This window comes from Vreelandella sp. 162(4c) (assembly GCF_058152265.1).
Genome location: NZ_CM176981.1, coordinates 3,213,061 through 3,232,527, shown reverse-complemented (window position 1 = coordinate 3,232,527; position 19,467 = coordinate 3,213,061). Strand labels below are relative to the sequence as shown.

The 19,467-nt window shown below is 55.3% G+C and carries 18 protein-coding genes; 8 read left to right on the top strand and 10 right to left on the bottom strand.

The window, feature by feature from the left end; all coding sequences use genetic code 11:
• Positions 1 to 2 precede the first annotated feature (2 nt).
• The gene (locus AC4EYZ_RS14890; RefSeq protein ID WP_022521548.1) at positions 3 to 1,085 is read left to right on the top strand and encodes an HDOD domain-containing protein; all 1,083 of its coding nucleotides are present in this window, start codon (positions 3 to 5) and stop codon (positions 1,083 to 1,085) included.
• A 234-nt stretch (positions 1,086 to 1,319) separates the two neighbouring features.
• On the opposite strand, the gene AC4EYZ_RS14885 is transcribed toward AC4EYZ_RS14890, so the two are convergent.
• The 4 genes from AC4EYZ_RS14885 to AC4EYZ_RS14870 all read right to left on the bottom strand — a co-directional run bounded on the left by AC4EYZ_RS14885 (position 1,320) and on the right by AC4EYZ_RS14870 (position 5,472).
• The gene (locus tag AC4EYZ_RS14885) at positions 1,320 to 2,624 is read right to left on the bottom strand and encodes a TRAP transporter large permease (protein WP_009286009.1); all 1,305 of its coding nucleotides are present in this window, start codon (positions 2,622 to 2,624) and stop codon (positions 1,320 to 1,322) included.
• 113 nt (positions 2,625 to 2,737) lie between these two features.
• Positions 2,738 to 3,301 (bottom strand): TRAP transporter small permease, encoded by a 564-nt coding sequence (locus AC4EYZ_RS14880; protein ID WP_022521547.1) that lies wholly within the window; start codon positions 3,299 to 3,301, stop codon positions 2,738 to 2,740.
• Positions 3,302 to 3,468: 167 nt separating this feature from the next.
• A complete protein-coding gene (locus AC4EYZ_RS14875) occupies positions 3,469 to 4,452 on the bottom strand; it encodes a TRAP transporter substrate-binding protein (protein ID WP_027957166.1) in 984 nt (327 codons plus the stop codon).
• Between the two features lie 36 nt (positions 4,453 to 4,488).
• Positions 4,489 to 5,472, bottom strand: coding sequence for a LysR family transcriptional regulator (locus tag AC4EYZ_RS14870; protein WP_278369289.1), 984 nt, complete (start codon positions 5,470 to 5,472; stop codon positions 4,489 to 4,491).
• A 392-nt stretch (positions 5,473 to 5,864) separates the two neighbouring features.
• Between AC4EYZ_RS14870 and AC4EYZ_RS14865 the strand changes: the two genes are divergently transcribed.
• From AC4EYZ_RS14865 to AC4EYZ_RS14855, 3 genes are read left to right on the top strand one after another with little or no spacing between them, the layout of a single operon-like run.
• Positions 5,865 to 6,617, top strand: coding sequence for a 5-oxoprolinase subunit PxpA (locus AC4EYZ_RS14865; protein WP_414119951.1), 753 nt, complete (start codon positions 5,865 to 5,867; stop codon positions 6,615 to 6,617).
• An 8-nt stretch (positions 6,618 to 6,625) separates the two neighbouring features.
• A complete protein-coding gene (pxpB, locus tag AC4EYZ_RS14860) occupies positions 6,626 to 7,330 on the top strand; it encodes a 5-oxoprolinase subunit PxpB (protein WP_138801207.1) in 705 nt (234 codons plus the stop codon).
• Positions 7,327 to 8,280, top strand: coding sequence for a 5-oxoprolinase subunit C family protein (locus tag AC4EYZ_RS14855; protein ID WP_474191256.1), 954 nt, complete (start codon positions 7,327 to 7,329; stop codon positions 8,278 to 8,280). Before pxpB ends, AC4EYZ_RS14855 begins: the two co-directional genes overlap by 4 nt.
• A 168-nt stretch (positions 8,281 to 8,448) precedes the next feature.
• On the opposite strand, the gene AC4EYZ_RS14850 is transcribed toward AC4EYZ_RS14855, so the two are convergent.
• From AC4EYZ_RS14850 to AC4EYZ_RS14830, 5 genes are all read right to left on the bottom strand, one after another.
• Positions 8,449 to 9,480: a 2,5-dihydroxypyridine 5,6-dioxygenase NicX family protein gene (locus tag AC4EYZ_RS14850; protein ID WP_474191257.1), complete on the bottom strand. Its 1,032-nt coding sequence runs from the start codon at positions 9,478 to 9,480 to the stop codon at positions 8,449 to 8,451.
• A 129-nt stretch (positions 9,481 to 9,609) separates the two neighbouring features.
• A complete protein-coding gene (locus AC4EYZ_RS14845) occupies positions 9,610 to 11,118 on the bottom strand; it encodes a sodium:solute symporter family protein (RefSeq protein WP_022521541.1) in 1,509 nt (502 codons plus the stop codon).
• Positions 11,111 to 11,299, bottom strand: coding sequence for a hypothetical protein (locus AC4EYZ_RS14840; RefSeq protein WP_022521540.1), 189 nt, complete (start codon positions 11,297 to 11,299; stop codon positions 11,111 to 11,113). Before AC4EYZ_RS14840 ends, AC4EYZ_RS14845 begins: the two co-directional genes overlap by 8 nt.
• 21 nt (positions 11,300 to 11,320) lie before the next feature.
• Positions 11,321 to 14,332 carry a c-type cytochrome gene (locus AC4EYZ_RS14835; RefSeq protein ID WP_490203849.1) on the bottom strand — a complete coding sequence of 1,004 codons (3,012 nt, stop codon included), beginning with the start codon at positions 14,330 to 14,332 and terminating at the stop codon, positions 11,321 to 11,323.
• On the bottom strand, positions 14,325 to 14,813 hold the full coding sequence (locus AC4EYZ_RS14830; RefSeq protein WP_022521538.1) for a (2Fe-2S)-binding protein: 489 nt from the start codon (positions 14,811 to 14,813) through the stop codon (positions 14,325 to 14,327). The genes AC4EYZ_RS14835 and AC4EYZ_RS14830 overlap by 8 nt, the downstream gene beginning before the upstream one ends.
• 463 nt (positions 14,814 to 15,276) lie before the next feature.
• On the opposite strand from AC4EYZ_RS14830, the gene AC4EYZ_RS14825 reads away from it, so the two are divergent.
• Genes AC4EYZ_RS14825 through AC4EYZ_RS14810 form a run of 4 tightly spaced genes read left to right on the top strand, consistent with a single transcriptional unit; the run spans position 15,277 to position 18,760 of the window.
• On the top strand, positions 15,277 to 16,437 hold the full coding sequence (locus tag AC4EYZ_RS14825; protein ID WP_278369284.1) for an FAD-dependent monooxygenase: 1,161 nt from the start codon (positions 15,277 to 15,279) through the stop codon (positions 16,435 to 16,437).
• A complete protein-coding gene (locus tag AC4EYZ_RS14820; protein ID WP_230804385.1) occupies positions 16,434 to 17,252 on the top strand; it encodes an alpha/beta fold hydrolase in 819 nt (272 codons plus the stop codon). The genes AC4EYZ_RS14825 and AC4EYZ_RS14820 overlap by 4 nt, the downstream gene beginning before the upstream one ends.
• Positions 17,253 to 17,294: 42 nt before the next feature.
• Positions 17,295 to 18,044, top strand: a complete 750-nt coding sequence (locus AC4EYZ_RS14815; protein ID WP_445533562.1) for a maleate cis-trans isomerase family protein — start codon at positions 17,295 to 17,297, stop codon at positions 18,042 to 18,044.
• A 50-nt stretch (positions 18,045 to 18,094) separates the two neighbouring features.
• On the top strand, positions 18,095 to 18,760 hold the full coding sequence (locus AC4EYZ_RS14810) for an N-carbamoylsarcosine amidohydrolase (protein ID WP_022521535.1): 666 nt from the start codon (positions 18,095 to 18,097) through the stop codon (positions 18,758 to 18,760).
• Between the two features lie 44 nt (positions 18,761 to 18,804).
• Here AC4EYZ_RS14810 and AC4EYZ_RS14805 read toward each other — a convergent pair whose 3' ends face one another.
• Entirely contained in the window at positions 18,805 to 19,284 is a 480-nt protein-coding gene (locus AC4EYZ_RS14805; protein WP_022521534.1) for a MarR family winged helix-turn-helix transcriptional regulator, read from the bottom strand.
• Between the last annotated feature and the right edge of the window lie 183 nt (positions 19,285 to 19,467).

Genomic DNA, 19,467 nt, shown 5'->3' with positions numbered 1-19,467 from the left:
ACGTGACTAATACATCGACCAAGGATGAAGCACTGTATGGAATGCTAACTGAAGCACTGCCTGGTTTTCTGATCAGCGATTTCCTCAAGTGCCAACGCTTACCTTCGCTTCCCTCAGTCGCATTACGCATCCTCAGATTAACGCAATCGTCAAAAGCGACTATCAACGATGTTGCCGACACCATTGAACACGATCCAGCGTTGACCACTCGGTTAATATCTCTCGCCAATAGCGTCCACCACACCCGCTCCGCCAATCCGACACAAACATGCCTGGAGGCTATCCAGCGACTAGGACTAGATGCAACGTTAACGGTCGTGTTGAGCTTTAACCTTTTTCAGCACCCCAGTAAAGGGCCGCAGCATACTCATATTTGGCGACGGTCTATCATGTCTGCGCTGATAGCGCGCCAACTTGCTGAACAAGCGTGCCCTAAACAGGCAGGTAATGCGTTTACAGCAGCGCTGCTACAGGATATTGGCATATTGGCACTGAGTGCGACTTACCCCGAGCAAGCAGACGAACTCTATAGTGATAGTGCTATCTCCCATACCCAGCTTATTGCGGAGGAGCAGCGTTACTTTGGTGGTGACCACACCGTTATTGGGGCATGGCTGGCAGCCAAATGGGGGCTCCCATCGGCGATGGTCAACACCATACGTTTTAGTCACGCCTGCTATCAAAGCGATAGCTTAATGGATATGTGTGTTCGTCTATCCGGCCCCACGGCGGATGCCTGCCTATCAAAAGCTCCTGAAGAACAGCTGGCCGCCCTGATAGCCGATATAAGCACGAAAGCGGATGTGCCCTCTCTCTCATTTAAAAGCGTTCTACAAGAAGTTCAGCCCAAAATGGAGTTGATCGCTAAAACGCTGATGATTGACACCCCCGCGGCTATTGATCCCAAAGAGCTGCTTGAAAATGCTCAGCAGCTCTTGCTAAATCATACGCTTATACTCAATAGCCGTAGAGAAGCCCAACACGAAGCATTAACGATGTTGCGTAAAGGGTACAGCGACCCGGATGGATTCAACAAAAACATTGCTTTCAAAAAACTTAACCCCCAATCCCGCGCTAAATCTTAAACCTCTGGCCAGAACATGCATGCCATCAGGCGTTCCGGCCAGAGCGTTTTTTCTAGGAGACCTCTGATTAACTATTGCGCTTGCCCATACGGCGTTAAAAATCGCCTCAAAATGCTCATTTACACCCACGTAAACTCCGCTTTTTCGTTGATTTTTGCCTTGTCTGGCCTGCGCTCATTACGTTAATCAGAGGCTCCCTAGTTCATGCTTAACCGTCTTTCTTTTATAAGCACCTCACCGAGTCATTGCCTCAGGTAGATAGAGAGCGATACCCGGAAAGATGTGCATTAAGGCAATCGCCAACAGCATGAGAAGAAAGAACGGCAACGTGGCTTTGGTAATGGTCAGAATATCTTTACCGGTTAGCCCCTGAATCACGAACAGGTTGAAGCCCACCGGTGGGGTAATCTGGGACATCTCGACCACCACGACCAGATAAATACCGAACCAGATCAGGTCGAACCCAGCGGCGCTCACCAGCGGCATGATAATCGCGGTGACTAGCAGGATCAGCGAGATACCGTCGAGAAAACAGCCCATCACCAGCAGCAGCAAGGTAAGCGCAATCAGCAGCATGGTAGGTGAAAGCCCCATCTCACCAATCGCCTGCGCCAGCTTCATGGGCACCTGGGTAAAGCCCATGGCCGAGGTTAAAAACGACGCACCGGCAATAATAAAAGCGATCATGCAGGCGGTACGCACGGCGGCAAACAGCGAGCTTTTAAAAATGTCGCGATCAAAGTGACCGTTAAAGCGCGCAATCACGATTGACAATACCACACCGACTGCCGCGGCCTCAGTAGGCGACGCTAACCCGCCATAGATCGAAAAGATAATCCCGCCGATCAACAGCAGAATAGGTACCAGCGACCAGGTATTGCGCAGCTTTTCAGCAAAGCTCATACCGGATTCATCTTCGCCGGTAAGCCCTTCACGGTTGCCCTTGAGCAACGCCCACAAAATGAGGTAGCTCATAAACATGGCCAGGATCATCAGTCCCGGGCCAATACCGGCCATAAACAGCCTGGAGATCGACTGTTCGGTGACCACACCGTAAACGATGAGCACAATGGAGGGTGGAATCAAAAGTCCCAAAGTGGAGGCGCTGGCCAAGGTGCCAATCGCCATATTGCTGTCGTAACCCCGCCGCTCGAGCTCTGGCAGGGTCATTTTGCCCACCGTGGCACAGGTGGCCGCCGAAGAGCCGCACACCGCTGCAAACATGCCGCTGCCAATAATATTGGTATGCAGTAAACGTCCCGGCAGTCGGTTCAGCCAGGGCGACAGGCCACGAAACATATTGTCCGCAAGCCCGGAGCGAAACAGAATTTCCCCCATCCAGATAAACATAGGCAGCGCGGTGAGATCCCAACCGTAGCTGGCGCCCCAAAAATCGGAGGCTAAAATAGCGCCTGGCGAGAAAGAGCTGAAGAACTCTAGCGCTATCCAGGCAGTGCCGATTAGCGCAAAGGCAATCCACACCCCGCTCCCTAGCAGAACCACGAGGGTGAAAATGGTGGCGAGACTTAGTAGCAGCACAAGGATCTCTCCAATTTAAAAGGCAGAAGCAGTGTTAACAGTGGCCCCGTTAACCGCTGCGTACTCAACACAACAGGCGACGTACTCAACCAAGACATAGCTATCGTCACCATTTAGTGGCCCTCGCTTTCATCTGGGGCAGACGCTTCACGAAAACTCGCAGGATCGCGAATGGCAATCCGTAGCGCCATAAACAGGGCTTCAGCCAGCGCCAAACAGAGCAGTCCTACGCTGGTCGCGAGCACAAGCTGGGGGATCCAGAGCGGAATCGACACAAAGCCTGAAGAGACATCGTTGTATTGCACGCTCTCCCTCGCCAACCCAATGAGGCCGTAACTGAGCATTAAGCTGATCGCCAGGGCGATGATGAGGCAAAACACTTCAAACCACACACGAATTGCCGATGGTAGCCGGGTAATCAACAGCGTCACGCGAATATGGGCGTGATGCACAAAGGTGTAGGCCAACCCCAGAAAGGTCGCCCCCACCAATAGATAAGAAGCGATTTCCGAAACGCCGGTAATACTCATGCCCAGGCGGCTCAGTCCCACGAGCACCAGCAGGGCATCTACCAGGCGGAAGGTCACCTGAAGCGCTATCAGCGTGCAAATGGCAACCATGCAGGCCGCCGCACCCCAAGCACCCAGGCGATAGAGCTTGTCGAATTTAAACGTCATGTTCGCAGCCTCACGAAGCACGCGGGAAACGTACTTATAAAACGTACTTAGGAAAAGCGCGTAGCAAAAGCAGGGGCAGCGCCAAAATCACCGCCCCTGCGGAAACCATCACGATAGAGCCTAGTTAAAAAGTACTTAGCTTAAACCGTGTTTAGGCTAAATAGCGCTTAGCTGTCGCGCTGCTCGCGATAGGATTCCAGCGCCTGTTTGGCTTCGTCGTCAGCACGGGACTGCCAATCTTCAAACAGTTTGTCACCGGCTGCCTGGAGTGCCTCTGAAACGGCTTCGTTAGGCTCTGAAACAGAGATACCGTTCTCTTGCAGAGCTTCTAAGCTCGCCTGATTATCTTCGCGGCTCATCTCCCAACCACGTTTTTCAGCCTCAGCGGCGGCTTCCATCAGAGCGTCCTGAGTCGCTTCATCCAGGCCATCAAAACTACGTTGGCTAATGAAGACGATATTTTTTGGCAGCCACAGGTTAGCGTCGGTGTAATCAGTCACGTAATCCCACGCTGCCATGGAGTTACCGGTAGAGCTTGAGGTGATCATGGCATCCACACGGCCAGTGCTAAACGCAGTGGGTATATCAGACTCTTCGGTTTCGGTGGGGCTACCGCCCAGATTATCGACAAAGCGCTGGGTATTGATGTTAGGTGCACGAACGCGCAAGCCTTCAAACTGCTCAGGGTCAGTAAGAGGTTCAGAGGTATAGATACCTTGCGCAGGCCAAGCGACGGCGTAGAGCGGAATCAACCCTTCATAGGCAAACAGCTCTGTGATCATCGGCTTGGTGGCTTCCCACAGCGCGTAGGCGTCGTCATAGCTGCCGGCCACACCAGGCAGTGTATCCACTTCGAAAATGGGATCATCGTTGGAAAGAACGGAGAGGAATACTTCACCCGCATCAATGGTGCCACGGCGAACCGACGGCTTGATTTCACCATGCGATACCAACGAGCCGCCGCTATGTACGGTAATGGTTAACTCGCCATCGGTAGCTTCGGCCACGTCCTCAGCGAACTGCTTGTTGTTTTGGGTATGAAAGCTGGCATCACCGTAAGGCGTGGCCATGGTCCATTCCGCGGCATGAGCCGTCACCGTTAAACCGCAGGCGGTCGCCAGGAGCAATGAAGTCGTTATTGTCTTGCGCATCATAAGAACCCTCTTATTTCTATTAATAGTATGGTGCTAATAGTGTGTTGCTTCGGTGGTACCAGAGGAGGCACTAGCAGTAACCCAGCGCCCGGAGAAAAGTGTTGTTGTCATATCGGCACGGCGCGCCTGGGCATAGCTGCAGGCACACTGCTGAGCCAATCGGGCAACGCCACGACAAAAGCGCGGGTGGTTAGCGTTGCGCCATATCACATCATAGTGCATGGCCGGTAACGGCACCGGTAGCGAGAAACGGTAGAGCTCCCCTCGCTGCCACTCATCCAGCACAGTGGCGACAGGCAGCGCGCCAATCCCCAACCCTTCGGTGGTCATGCGTACAATGGTCATTAGTGTGCTGACGCTATGGATACGAGGATTAGCGATTCCCTGCTCTGCCAAATAACTCACTAACTCTGCATAGGGACGAGCCTGCTTACCAAATGAAATAAACGGCAACTGCTTGCCCCAAGTGTCGGCACTTTCGCCCAGTTGCTTGACGTGCCGCGGAGAGACAAACATGCCCATTTCATAAGGGCTCAAGGACTCGTACTCGATCTGCTTTTGCGGTGAATAGCCATTCATCGCCAATACAATATCCAGTTCGTTGCCCAGTAGCCGCTCATTGAGCACCGGCGAGTAATCGACCGTCAGTTCAATGGTCAAACGCGGATACCGCTCGGTTAAACGGCGCATAAATTCGGGAAACCAGCTATGGGCGATGGTTTCAATCGTGCCGAGCCGCAATGGTGCAGAAAACGCCTCTTCGTCATCGAAAAGCTTCATCGCTTCATCACGCTGGTGCAGCATCCGCTCAGCGTGCACAAAGAACTCGCGGCCCCGCATAGTAGGCTGAATAGGCCTGGCGGCACGCTCCAGCAGCAACTCTCCTACCGTGGTTTCCAAGCGTGAAATACGCTCAGAAACAGAGGGCTGAGTAAGGTGCAGGCGGGTCGCCGCCTTACGGAAGGAGCCGAGCCTCACTGCCCATACGAACGCCTCAAGTTCTTTAAAATCGAGCATAGTGACTCGCCTACAAATATGACTTACTGGAGTAAAAACACTGCTGTGCTGATACGCAAAGAGACCGGCGGAGTGCTACGGCTCATGACGACCTGATAGCTACGCAACTTGACCACCACTACGCAACTTCAAGACCACTATGCAACTTTAAGGCCACTCCCAGCAGCGCTATCTCACCAACGTTATTATCACGCCCCGCTCCTAATGTGATAAGCGTATCGTGCCCAAGCGTCAACCCTTTTTCCAATAAATAACAATATGATAGAAGCGCCCGATAGTTAGTATCGTCAAAAACGATTGGCACTGGGCAAGCCATGTTCATATATTGGTGGTGGACTACAATTCAGCGCTAACCAATCAAGCGCACCCACTGCATCGACATAGGAGTCGCTATGGCCATCCCCTTGCTTAATTGCGATATGGGCGAAAGTTTCGGCAACTGGCACCTCGGCCTGGATGCCGATGCGATGCCTTTCGTCGACTGCGCCAACATCGCCTGCGGCTTCCATGCCTCCGACCCCCATGTCATGCGCCGCACCGTCAAGCTAGCGGTACAAAATGGCACCCGCATTGGCGCGCACCCGGGTTACCCGGATTTGATGGGCTTTGGCCGCCGCTCAATGGCCTGCTCGCCGGAAGAAGCGGAAGATATGGTGCTCTACCAAGTGGGGGCTTTGGCGGGCATCTGCCAAGCGGAAGGCACCCAACTGAGCTACATCAAACCCCATGGTGCGCTGTACAACGATATGGCCGCCAACCCGGTGCTGCTCGAAGGCGTCATGCGCGCGGTACGTGCTTATGATGCCAGCCTGCCGCTAATGATTATGTCCACCGCGGACCCCGAACCACATCGCGAGCTGGCCGCCAAAATGGGCATTACCCTCTGGTTCGAAACCTTTGCCGACCGTGCTTATGACGGTAACGGCCACTTGGCCTCACGACGGCTGCCTAACGCTGTGCACCACGACCAGAACACCATCGTCAATCAAGCCATCAAGCTGGCCAAAGGCGAGCCGCTCACCGCACTCGACGGCACAACGCTGCAGTTAGCCTGCGATACGCTCTGCGTTCATGGCGACAACCCCGAGTCAGTGGCCGCCGTACGCGCTATTCGCGAGGCCTTTCAGGCGCTGGAGCCGGTGTGAAACCCAATATTGAAATGCGCATTGAAACCGCCGCCATGGATGCCCTGATGGTGCGATTATTCGACACCATCGACGAAACCAATATGGCCTGGATAATCGCCGCCGATCAGGCGCTGCGTAATGCCTTTGGAAGCATGTTAATTGACCTGGTGCCCTCTTACACCACGCTGCTGCTGCATTACGACTGCCAGCAGTTAACCCATAGCGAGGCGATTCAACTTATTCACAAGGCGCTTTCTGGTCTTACCCCTGTGGATACTCAAGCCGGTGAGCTGCACGATATCCCGGTGTGGTACGACGAAAGCGTGGGCCCCGAGTTACCACTGGTCGCCAAACGCGCTGGTTTGAGCGTCGACGAGCTTATCGAGCAGCACTGCAACCACGATTACTGCGTATTTGCGTTGGGGTTTGCCCCCGGTTACGGCTTTATGGGCTTGGTAGACGAATCTCTCGCTACGCCGCGCTTGAAAACGCCGCGCCGCAAAGTCGCCGCAGGTAGCGTGGGCATTGCTGATCGCCAAACCGCGATTTATCCGCTGCTTTCGCCGGGCGGCTGGAATATTCTGGGCCGCACCAACGTGCCGCTATTCGAGCACGCCAAACGTGGCGAGCCACTGTTTCGCCCCGGCGACAAGGTGCGCTTTAGAGCGATCTCCCGGGAAGAGTTTGAAGCAGATGGTGGCGATACCACGCCCATGGAGGAGCGCCCATGAGTCACGCTGCCATGAATGAAACACAAAAGGGGCTAGTGGTTAAACAGGCGGGACCGCTGGCGCTTATCCAAGATACCGGGCGGTTTGGCGTCGGCCACTTAGGCGTTACTCAGGGTGGCGCTGCCGACTGGATCTCGTTTCGCTGGGCCAATTGGTTGCTGGGCAACGCTTTAAACAGCGCTGCGCTGGAAATCGTCATGGGCGGCGGCTTGAGCTTTGAAACCGAACACGAGGTGCGCCTGGCGTTGACCGGCGCCGATCTAGACGCCCAGTTGGATGGCAAACCGCTTGCACCCAATACCAGTTTCAAGCTACTGCCGGGCCAGCGCCTGGTATTTCGCCAACCGCGCCAGGGTTTGCGCGCCTATCTCGCCTTTCCCGGCGGACTAAATGCGCCAGAAGTGCTGGGCAGCCGCTCCTGCACTGCCCGCGAGCAATTGGGGGGCTTACAGGAAGATGGCAAACCGCTAAAAGTGGGCGACCGGTTAACCTGGAAAGGCACCGCTCCAGCGGTGCGGCGCATTCCTGAAAGCCAGGGCCCGCGCATGCCTGCGTCTGGCTGCCGCTTACCCATCGTGCTCGGCTCGCAAATTGCCTCCTTCAGTGGCCATGCACTTTTCCAGGCGTTCAACCAACCCTGGACAGTGGATAATCGCGCCGACCGGATGGGCGTACGCCTCACCGGCCCAGCCCTACACGGCTCACTAAAGGGCATTATTTCCGAAGGCATTCCGCTGGGAGCAGTTCAAGTACCACCGGACGGCCAGCCTATCGTACTGATGAACGACCGCCAGACAATCGGCGGCTACCCGCGCCTAGGCGCCCTCACCCCCGTCGCCTGCGCTACGCTGGCCCAGTGTTTGCCCGGCACTGAAGTGTGGTTAACCCCTTTTAGTGCCAGTCAGGCGCAGGAAGATTATCGTCAGCAGTTAATGGTTTGGAAGAAGTAGCCGCAAAAGCAACCCAACGGTCTGCACAACCCTACGCGGGGGCGCTGTGAACCCATCCATGGGCGCTACTTTCGCCATCCATGGCGAAAGACCCCCGCTACGGGTTGATTCCGACCTCAGTGAATAGTTAACGCTGGCTTTTTATCAGTATCACTACTTATTAGCGTATTAACCCCTAGCCATCTGCAGCTCTTTAACGACGATATCGCCATCAATGACGATGGGCTCATCGTCCAGGAAAAGCGAGCAGTTGCGCATGGGAATATCCAGATGGCAGGCAGTATCGTTAGACCCGCCCAATTCGCTGTTCGGGCCGGTGGAGAACATGACGTTGCCATAGAAGCTACGCGGCTCCATCCCCATGCCGCCAGGGAACTCCCCTGGCACCATGCGGTGCCATTTGGCGTTCGGGTTCATGCCCCAGCCCACGTGGCTCATGCCCATGCCGCGCGGGTCGTTAAAGCTATCCATATAGGATTTCACTAGCTCCGCATCGAGCCCACCACGTATATCGGTAATCCAGCCCTTTTCAATGGTGTAGGTAATAGGCTCTCGAACATACATGTTTTGGGGAAGCAGAATATCGCCCGGCGCCACCACAATGGTGCCATCAACACCATCGTCATCACCGCCGGTGAACACAAAGCCAGAGGGCCAGTGATCCCAACGCCCCGGTTCGTCAGTACAGGCATATTCAGCAACCGTCTCATAAGTATTCAGTTGGTAGGTGACATCAGTGCCATGGCGCGAGGTAATGCGCATCACTTTGGCTTTTTCCAACAGCGCGGCGGCCAGTTCAACCTTTTCCCTTAGTTCCTTGGTGGGCAACATTCTGGCCAGTAATTCTGGCGGTTCAACCGCCGTCAATATACGCGTACCCGCGGCTTGGATCGCCATTTGCTCGGGAGAGAACAGCAGGAAAATACAATCGATCAACATGTCGCAGTTTTTAAGCGCTTCCACCGCATCGGGCATGCTAGCAAGCCCCGTTGTTCCCACGGCCCAGCCACCGGTAGGTAACGGCGCGGGTAACCGCATATGGTACATATTGGCGCCTAAACGCTGCCCCGCCGCCATAAAGGCATCCGCATAATCAAGGCGTTCGCTGCCCTGGGTCAGTACGACGAGTTTTTCGCCTTCATGTACGCCGGACATTTTTAGCTGATGGAGGCAAATTTCGGCAAAGCTTGCGTGATCCATAAAGTCTCCTAACTCCCCAGGCGAAAGCACAGCTGTAACGTACCGGGAAGTGTTAGCTGAGAGCGCTCGTGCTCGCCTTTGGGCACACCAAGCGCTCTATGGTGTTATCGGGTCAAAGCTGAACGTCAATTAGGCAGCCGCCTCTTTCGTCGCTTGATCGGTGGTAGTACTGCGCTTTTTGCTCAGCTCTTCAGAGATAGCCGCAAAGAAAGCATCCGTGGTGGCTTGATGAGGCTTGGTGGCTAAACTAACGCCAACAAACAGCACACTAGCGACCACAATGCCCCATACACCGGCGGGCAGGCCCAGCAGTGAATTACCAGTGGCATACATCAGCAGTACAAAGGCGCTGGTGCCCACCACGCTTACCAGTGCACCGACGCCAGTACCGCGCTTCCAATAGAAGGCACCGATAAGGGCGGGCACCATGGCTACCAGACCAGAGGAAGCAGCCACCGACAGCACCGCAATAAGGTCAAGCTGCAGCTCGGCAAAGGCCAGCGCCATCAGTGCGATCACCGGCACCACGAACTTGCCCACCAGCAGTTGGCGCTTTTCACTGACGTTCGGTTTAACGTTCGCATAGACGTCGCGGGAGACCATGGACGCCAGGGTCAGCATGATCGAATCGATGGTGGAGACGGCGGCGGCCATGATGCCGATCATTACGATGACGCCAAGCACTGGCGGTACAAACTCCGAGGCCAACAGCGTGGGCGTGGCTAAATCTGCACTTGCAAGACTTGGGAAAGCGGCTAAGGCAGAGAAACCCCAAAGCACAGAGACCATGGTGTAGATAAAACCAAACACCAGGAAGCCAATCAGCATGTGGCGCATGGAGCGCAGCGAGGAGGGCATAAACAGGCGTTGACTGACCTGTGGGTTGGAGATACTAAAGAAGAACCAGGGAATGGTGAGCCCCAGGAAAGTGACAAAGCTGAACAGGCCAGGGCCAGGCACCGTGAGTGACTGCGGATGTTCCGTTGCCAGCGTATCGAATAGTGCGCCGAAACCACCCAAGCCCTGGATCACCAGGAAGGCCACCAGGGTTGAGGCAACAATCATCATGATGGCCTGGAGCGAGTCGGTCCACATCACCGAACGAATCCCCGCGATATAGGAGAAGAAGATGGCGATCACCGTGGCCAGCACCACCCCGGTAGTAAAGGTAATCGCGCCATCAGTAATCCCCTGCAACAGGTAACCGACACCCGCGAGCTGAACGGCCGAGTAGGGAATCAGGAAGATACAACTGGCAATCGAGACAGCCATGGCCACATGTTTGCTGTTGTAGCGGTGGCCCAGCATCTCGCTGGGCGTCACATAGCCGAACTTCTTGCCGACTGCCCAGAATTTGGGACCGAAAACAGCCACCAGAGAGACACCGGCGAAATAGATGATTTCAAAACCGAGCGCGCCAACGCCGCCGGCATAGGTAAGACCTGCCAAGCCCACCATCATAAAGGCACTGTAGGTAGTGGCACTGTAGCTCAGCGCCGAGACAAAGCCGTTCATTTGTCGGTTACCCAGGAAGTATCCCGACATACTTTCGGAAGGGCCTTGGCGAGACATAATCGCAATGCCAATAGCGATTAATAAGTAGATGGCAATGGACCACCAGATAAGTGACTCAGTCATTGCTGTGCTCCTCAAAATCTTTAGTGATAAACACATTCAGCGCAATGATGGCCAACCCTGCCAACATCCAGAACAGGAAACTGCCGTACCAAAGCGCGACACCGCTCAAGAGGGTATAAGGCACCAGGTAGCTCAGCAGGACCACTGCCCATACTAGCCATATCCATTTACTGCGTTTCATAATCCACCTCGTTTTATTACGTCAGGGAGAAGAGTGAGTGTTGTTGTGGTGAGGCTGGCGTATATCTGCGATACGTTGTTTTACTTTTTGCCAAGGCGCTTTCTCTGGGGCAAAACGCGCTCGGAGATAGGTCGTCAAATCAGCGACCTGGGTATTACTAAAGCTGTCGGCAAAGCCTGGCATGCTACCAATACCGGGAACATGTTCGGCGTGGACACCCCCCAAAATTGACTGAATAACGTTATCGGGATGATCGCTGTGTAAATTGGTATTCAGCGCCAGATTAGTGCCCGCCCTCGAAAAGGTAGGAACGCCAGAATCGACATGGCACGCCGCACAGGCGCCCTCGAAGAGCCGCTCCCCTGCCTCCATTTCTGTTGAGCTAACAGCTGCACTGGTCACGCGCTGCGTAGCGTCTGCCACGGCCGCATCGCTATTACTTGTGGGCGCCTGCATCTGGGCGGCCACATAGTGGGCAATAGCCCGCACATCGTATTCAGGCAGCTCAGCCAGCCCCGCTACCACCGGGGCCATAGGGCCAGAGGCAACGCCGTGAAGCTCAGATTCACCGTGGCGCAGATAGTCGTAAAGCGATGTTTCACTCCACGGGATGGGCGCACGCGACAGCGTATTAAGCGGTGGTGCTTCCCAACCATCTACAAAGGCACCGGCAAAGTACGCCTCGCCGCTTTTCTCAGCGCCCATGGCATTGCGGGGACTATGGCAAGCGCTGCAGTGGCCTAATCCTTCGGCAAGGTAGGCGCCCCGGTTATACAGTTCGCTCTGCATGGGGTCAGGCTGGAAAGGAGTTGCGTCGTGATAAAGCGTATTCCAGCCTGCCATTAAGCTACGCACACTGAAGGGGAAAGTGAGCGCATTGGCTTTTTTTTCAGTCGACACGGGGGGCTGAGCCATTAAGTAGGCGTAAAGCGCCTGTAAATCGGCATCACTGGTCTTGGCAAACGCCGTATAGGGGAACGCGGGATACAGGTGGCTGCCATCGCGGCTAATGCCGTGGCGCATGGCGCGCTCAAAGGCTGCGTAAGACCACTGACCAATCCCCGTCGCCTCATCCGGCGTAATGTTCGTGCTGTAGAGCGTCCCGAAAGGTGTCTCAAACCCACGCCCACCTGCATTGGTCACGCCACCTTCGGTGGTATGACACGCCGCGCAGTCGCCTGCAGCCGCAACGAGTCGCCCGCGCTCAATGGTCTCGGCAGAATAAAGGTTGGTGGCTGGCCGTGAGACAGGTGCAATGGCTCCTTTCCACGGCCAAGCCATGGCCGCAGTGCCGGCAATGGTGGTGAACGCTGCAGCGGCTAACCAGCGCCGTTTCGTTGACCGCGGCGGTTTCAATTTAGATGGGCGCCCTGCCTCCTCGGTGGACGAAGCTTCGAGTGCCTGGCGCACGCGCTTGGCGGTAAACGGTGGTTGGCGAAAACGCAGGCCGGTGGCATCAAAAAGCGCATTGGCTATTACCGCAACACCCGGCGATAGCTCCGCCCCGGTTAATACGTCTTCACCGACGGTTTGATTAACACCTCCCTCAACAGGGCTTGGCGAAGAAGCGGTGGTTGGTAATCCTGCTGAATATTCACTTTTAGTCAGCGCACGACTGCCGTCACCCCACTCGTCGAAACTGGGCGCTTGCCCCAAAAGGGGGCGCGCCTCGCCCAAAACCCGGGCCTGTAGCGTTTGCTGAAGGCGATCAGTATCCACATCAGAGCCGACGTCCTGACCAACGACCAAACGGGTAAGCTGAACATCGCCGGTAACGCGATTGACCTCCACATCGGCAATCCAGGCAGAGCGCACTCCCGATTCCACGCGTTGTTCGCGGTCAGGTAGTTGGGAGTAGGCAAAACCCCGCCCGCGCAATAGATCCTGGGGTAAAGAGTCCGCTGATGGATTGAACGCCCTTTGCCACTCGGCCCGTTTAGCAACGGACTCAATCAGCTCAATACCACGCGCATCGTCAAGATGTCGAAGTCGCAGCGCGACAGGGTCTTGGTCACTCTCGCGGGCAACCTCATCTAAAAAAGATTCTCGAGCGAACGTCTGCTGTATACCCATCAAGGTGGAATTGGTGGAGAGCGAGTCTGACTGGGAGCGTGCGGCAAGGTATTGGTCGCGAAATACATAGGGCGAGAACGGCGTTGTGTCTTGCTCGCCGGCGGTGGCCTCAGCGCTAGACGTTGTTATCGCGGCCCTACCACTTAACAACAACCCTACGGCAGCCACCTCACCAGTGAGATTGGCCTGCTGATAGTGATAACGGGCTATCTCACCACTACTGGCAATATCCGCGTTTAAGGTAATTCGCTGCGCTTGGCCCAACGCCTGAACATCTTTGGCGTAGCGGGCATCAAGCCAGACGGCTACCGGGCCGCCCACCGCCCGCGACATCAACGCCGCATCCACGGCGGCATCGTCACCGCAATGGCGACCCAGCCCTGAGGCCTGATTTGATGCGTGTTTACCATCGGCGCTATAAAGCTCAATCTGGCTAATATTCAGCGCGGTTAACCGGCTTAGATCCTGTTTAAGCGCCGCTGGGGTGACGGTTTTCCCCCACACACTCAATTGTTGGTCGCAACAATCGGCAATTACCCAGCTGGGGTGACTGCCCCAGCGCATGCGACTCGGCCAGCCATACCCATGGTTCGAATGCATGTACGACTGGCCAGGCTTTACAAGAGGCGAATCAGAGGGCGCTTGATCGCTTTCAGGCGCTTTTTCGGGCGTCTGGTGAACGGCCTGCCACTCAACCTTCAGTTGTTTAGCGGCATCGGTCGCCAAGGCCAAACTATCGGCAACCACCCCCACAAAATTCCCTTCCACCACGACTTCAATAGATCCAGATAGTGAGGCAATGCGGCTGCTATCGACGCCAACTAAGCGATCACTCTCAAAACGCTCACCATTCCACCGGTAGTAAGGTGGACGCACGACGACACCAAAACGTGCCTGCGCTAGCAGCGCGGGGATGCCGGCCTGTTCTTGCTGACCATGGAGCATCGACCCTTCACTCATGAGAAGCCTCCTGCAACGCGGCCGCGTTAATGACCACGGCACGCTCCGCTGCCTGGAGAATTTCAACATGGGTGCCACATCGGCAGAGGTTATGCTCTAAAGCGGTGCGAATCTGCTGCGTAGAGGGTTGGGTATTATGATTTAGCAGCGCACGAATAGTGATGATCATGCCGTTCAAACAGTAGCCACACTGGGCTGCCTGAGCATCGATAAAGGCTTGTTGTACAGGGTCAAGCTCACCGCCCTGGGAAAGACCATCAAGGGTGGTTACCTCATGGCCAACGGCAGCGGACACGGGCAGCACGCAGGTGCGTGCGGCCATGCCATCAATCAATACGCTGCATGCCCCGCACTCGCCCAAACCACAGCCATACTTGGGTCCATTGAGCGCCAGGTCGTTACGCAACACATTGAGCAATGGTGTCTGCGGCGGCACGGCCAGCTCGCGTTCTTGCCCATTGATAGTTAGCTTTAGCGTCATAGGGGATCATCATCGTTATTGTTAAGCCCGCCCTCTTGCTCTGAATAGGGCTTGGATATGACTTAGATATTACTAATAAATACTGCCTGCCAAACGCGCTTCGTAGCACCTTAAACCAGCCTATTTTCATCTACCTTTCACATACGGCCAATCGACTTGCACCAGCTAAGTGCAGAGCTAATACCCATCGAGCATTAAAGGTGCGTACGCTATAAAAACAAGCCTAATAAACGTATAGCACTCAATGTACACGTTGTTCAAGTTTTTGCATAAAACCAAAAAAACATCAATAAATCCATTAAATTCATACATTTATTTAAAAATACCGCCTTGTTTTCGTAAAAAAATAATTTCGAAACTAATTCTTGACCAAAAAATAAATGGTGTATACGTTGTTTTATAGCATTCACGAACGCATTTAGAAACGAGTGATAGGCGAATAAAACAGCGAGGAAACCAGGATATGAACAATAAACCCACCATAGCCGTTATTGGCGCGGGCCTTGGCGGCGCCGCTGCAGGCGCACTACTGCAGAAAGCGGGCTACCCCACCAAGGTGTACGAACAGGCACCAGCGTTTGCGCGCCTTGGGGCAGGCATTCACCTTGGCCCCAACGTGATGAAAGTAATGCGCCGCATTGGTATTGAAGAGAAGCTCAATGCCATGGGCTCACACCCCGATTACTGGTTCAGCCGCAACGGCATGACCGGCGAGTATCAGTCTCGCATCCCGCTAGGCGAGTTTGCTCGCGAAAACTATGGGGCGGCCTACATCACCGTACACCGTGGTGACCTGCACGAATTGATGGTCAGCACGCTCGACCAGGACAACCTCTATTTCGATAAGCGCCTGGTCGATGTAGACGACAGCGGCGGCAAGGTCGTCATGACCTTCGCTGACGGCTCGACGGAAGAGGCTGACCTGGTGATCGGCGCAGACGGGGTCAATTCTCGCCTGCGCGAGAAGCTGCTGGGCCCAGAGGCTCCGATCTATAGCGGCTGGGTTGCCCACCGGGCAATTATCTCTGCCGAAAAACTCAAGGCATACGACCTGGATTTCGAAGCCTGCGTGAAGTGGTGGTCGGAAGACCGGCACATGATGGTGTACTTCGTGACCGGCGACGAGAAGGAGTATTACTACGTTACCGGCGTGCCTGAACCCGATTGGAACCACGGCACTTCCTTCGTCGACAGCTCACGGGAAGAGATGCGCAAAGCATTCGAGGGTTACCACCCCACCGTACAAGCGCTGATTGACTGCACTGAAACCGTCACCAAATGGCCCTTGCTGGAGCGCAACCCGCTGCCACTGTGGCATGAAAATCGACTGGTGCTGCTGGGCGATGCCTGCCACCCGATGAAGCCTCATATGGCCCAGGGCGCTGCCATGGCCATCGAGGATGCCGCCATGCTGGTACGCTGCCTGGAGGAAGTGGGCGCCGAGCACTACCAGCAGGCATTCGAACTTTACCGCACCAACCGTTTTGAACGCGCCTCGCGGGTTCAGCAGGTTTCCCACGACAATACCTGGTTACGGGAAGACGAAGACCCGGCCTGGGTATTCGCCTATGACCCCTTTGAAGTACCGCTGAAGCAACCAACCAGTCAAGGGAGCCCAGCATGAACAGCACCTATCTCTATGGCGCCAACGTGCACGCCAATGGTATTCGTCAGCACTACCTGCGCTTTGCCGACAGCGCCGAGACTTCGCGCCAACCGCTGGTACTGATACCGGGCATTACCAGCCCAGCCATCACCTGGCGTTTTGTGGCCGAGCGGCTCGGCCAGCATTTCGACACTTATGTGCTGGATGTTCGTGGACGCGGCTTGTCGTCTACCGGACCCGAGCTCGATTATGACACCGACACTTGCGCCGACGATGTGATCGCCTTTATTGATGCGCTGGGTCTGAGCAATGTCATTCTGGCGGGCCACTCCATGGGTGCGCGCTTTGCGCTACGCGCCATGAGTCGCGGCGCCAAGGGAATCGACAAACTGGTACTTATCGACCCACCGGTTTCAGGGCCAGGACGCCGTGAGTACCCCAGCAAGCTGCCCTGGTACGTGGATTCGATTCGCGACTGCACACGTGGTGCCGATATCGAGACCATGCGCCACTACTGCCCCACCTGGAGCGACGAGCAACTGCGATTACGCGCCGAGTGGTTACACACTTGCTTTGAGCCCGCCATCGTTCAGGCGTTTGAAGAGTTCCACAGCGTCGATATCCACCAGGATTTCCCCGCTATCAAAGTGCCCACGCTGCTGATGTGTGCAGGCAAGGGCGGGGTTATCCAGGATGAAGATCGCGCCGAAATACGCGCCCTTCTACCGACGGTTCGTATTTCTACCGCGGAAAAAGCGGGTCACATGATTCCCTGGGATGACTTCGACGGTTTTTTTGCCGCGTTTGAAGACTTCCTGGGCAGCGAACTCTAAGAGAGGCCAAATACCATGACCAGCAACTATATAAAGAACGAGATCAAAAGCTACCGTATCGGCCAGATCGTCCCCAGCTCCAATATCACCATGGAGACCGAAATACCCGCCATGCTTACGGCGCGGCAGTTAATCCGCCCGGAACGCTTTACCTTTCACTCCAGCCGCATGCGCATGAAGAACGTCAGCAAGGACGAACTGGCTGCCATGGATGCAGAGTCGGATCGCTGCGCCCTGGAGCTTTCTGATGCAGCGGTGGATGTGATGGGGTATGCCTGCCTGGTTGCCATTATGGCGATGGGGCCCGGCTACCACCGAGAGTCGCAAAAGCGTTTGCGCAGCCGCACCGAAGAGAACGGTTGCGACACGCCGGTGGTCACCAGCGCCGGTGCTCTGGTTGATGCCCTGGGTGTGATGAAAGCCAAGCGCGTGGTGGTAGTGGCCCCCTACATGAAGCCGCTGACCGAAATGGTGGTCGACTACATACGTCAGGAAGGCATTGACGTGCTCGACTACCGAGCGCTTGAGATCCCCAATAACCTGGATGTCGCTCGCCACGACCCCGCTAATCTTCCCGAGATCGTCGCCAGTCTCGATTTAAGTAACGTGGACGCTATCGTCTTGTCAGCCTGTGTGCAAATGCCATCACTACCGGCCGTCGCCAAGGTCGAAGCCCTGACCGGCAAGCCGGTGGTTACCGCAGCTATCGCGACCACCTATGCCATGCTCAAGGCACTCGACCTTGAGCCCATCGTACCGGGCGCGGGCGCCCTCTTGTCAGGGGCTTACTAACAAGATCAGGTACTTATTGACGATATAGAGTGCTGATTAAGGAGACGACCATGTCGCCACACACGACTGATAACAGCGATGGCGTTAGCGATAACACTGCCACGGACAACTACCGAGGCGTGTGGGATGGGCGCATCGGTTTTGGCAAAACGCCTGCGCTGCTGGTGGTTGATTTTATGCAAGGCTACACCACGTCGGGTTCGCCGCTATTTGCCCAGGGCGTGGTGGATGCGGTGGCCAATATGCCGCCGCTACTCAATACCGCACGGCGCACTGGCACGCCTGTTATCCACACCAACATCCTGTATCACGCCCCGGATCAAATCGATGGTGGCATTTGGGTCAAGAAGGCGCCGGTCATGCGGGCGATGGTGGCGGGCAACCCTTACGCCGAGTTCTGCCCCGAGGTGGCCCCCCGTGAAGATGAGCTGGTAATGACCAAGCAGTATGCCAGCGCGTTCTTTGGAACTTCGCTTGCCTCCACACTGGTCGCCATGGGTATCGATACACTCATCATTACCGGCTGTTCCACCAGTGGCTGCATTCGCGCCACCGCCGTTGATGGAGTACAGCACGGCTTTCGGGTGATGGTCGTGCGTGACTGCGTGGGTGACCGTCACCCCGCGCCCCATGAAGCTAACCTGTTTGATATCGATAGCAAATATGGCGATGTGATTGGACTGGATGAAACACTGGGATACTTAATGAAGCGTTAGGAGTATCCGAAAACGCAGGTGAAGCGGACGTCTCTGTTGAGTCATCAGTCCGCGTTCATTTTTTCCAGCAGATGCATTAAGGCAACCCGCTCTGCCGGGTTGAGATTTTTCATGGTCTGATCGCTAATTTGCTTGGCACTGGGCACCATAGCCTCGACTAATGTCTCCCCGGCCTCAGTGATCACGACCATGACTTTGCGTTGATCATTAGGGTCGGTGGTTAGCGAGATCCACCCCCGCGCTTTAAGACGTTTAATGACGCCACGGATAGTGGCGGGATCAATCGCCGTGGCGTTGACGATATCGGTTAACGAGCTGGGGCCGCGCTCCATCACCGTGCACAGCGTTACAAATTGAATGGCCGTGAGCTGTTTATCGCTGCTGTAGCGCTGAAAAATAGCCGTATGCCGCTGGTAGGCTTTACGCAGTAGATGCCCTACTTGCTCAGAAAAATCATACCCTTGCTCTGAAGGCGTAGAGTGCTCGCCGGAAGACGAGTGTTTGAACGCACTATCCGTTGTCATTCCATATCCTTAATCTATTGGCGACGTCGTGTATCGAGTATGGCACTGGTTAACAAAATGATGCATCAACGTATGAAATACTCCTTGCGCTGGATCAATTCATCATGCTTTTATGGCGTACACGCTATAATTTTACCTTAGTTATCGCTCTTTCATCACCTAAAATTCATCCGCACTGATCAT

Coding starts and splice junctions, on each gene's coding strand:
- AC4EYZ_RS14880 (WP_022521547.1), bottom strand. CDS start 3,301: ATGACGTTTAAATTCGACAAGCTCTATCGCCTGGGTGCTTGGGGTGCG.
- AC4EYZ_RS14875 (WP_027957166.1), bottom strand. CDS start 4,452: ATGCGCAAGACAATAACGACTTCATTGCTCCTGGCGACCGCCTGCGGT.
- AC4EYZ_RS14870 (WP_278369289.1), bottom strand. CDS start 5,472: ATGCTCGATTTTAAAGAACTTGAGGCGTTCGTATGGGCAGTGAGGCTC.
- AC4EYZ_RS14865 (WP_414119951.1), top strand. CDS start 5,865: ATGGCCATCCCCTTGCTTAATTGCGATATGGGCGAAAGTTTCGGCAAC.
- AC4EYZ_RS14855 (WP_474191256.1), top strand. CDS start 7,327: ATGAGTCACGCTGCCATGAATGAAACACAAAAGGGGCTAGTGGTTAAA.
- AC4EYZ_RS14850 (WP_474191257.1), bottom strand. CDS start 9,480: ATGGATCACGCAAGCTTTGCCGAAATTTGCCTCCATCAGCTAAAAATG.
- AC4EYZ_RS14845 (WP_022521541.1), bottom strand. CDS start 11,118: ATGACTGAGTCACTTATCTGGTGGTCCATTGCCATCTACTTATTAATC.
- AC4EYZ_RS14840 (WP_022521540.1), bottom strand. CDS start 11,299: ATGAAACGCAGTAAATGGATATGGCTAGTATGGGCAGTGGTCCTGCTG.
- AC4EYZ_RS14835 (WP_490203849.1), bottom strand. CDS start 14,332: ATGAGTGAAGGGTCGATGCTCCATGGTCAGCAAGAACAGGCCGGCATC.
- AC4EYZ_RS14830 (WP_022521538.1), bottom strand. CDS start 14,813: ATGACGCTAAAGCTAACTATCAATGGGCAAGAACGCGAGCTGGCCGTG.
- AC4EYZ_RS14825 (WP_278369284.1), top strand. CDS start 15,277: ATGAACAATAAACCCACCATAGCCGTTATTGGCGCGGGCCTTGGCGGC.
- AC4EYZ_RS14820 (WP_230804385.1), top strand. CDS start 16,434: ATGAACAGCACCTATCTCTATGGCGCCAACGTGCACGCCAATGGTATT.
- AC4EYZ_RS14810 (WP_022521535.1), top strand. CDS start 18,095: ATGTCGCCACACACGACTGATAACAGCGATGGCGTTAGCGATAACACT.
- AC4EYZ_RS14805 (WP_022521534.1), bottom strand. CDS start 19,284: ATGACAACGGATAGTGCGTTCAAACACTCGTCTTCCGGCGAGCACTCT.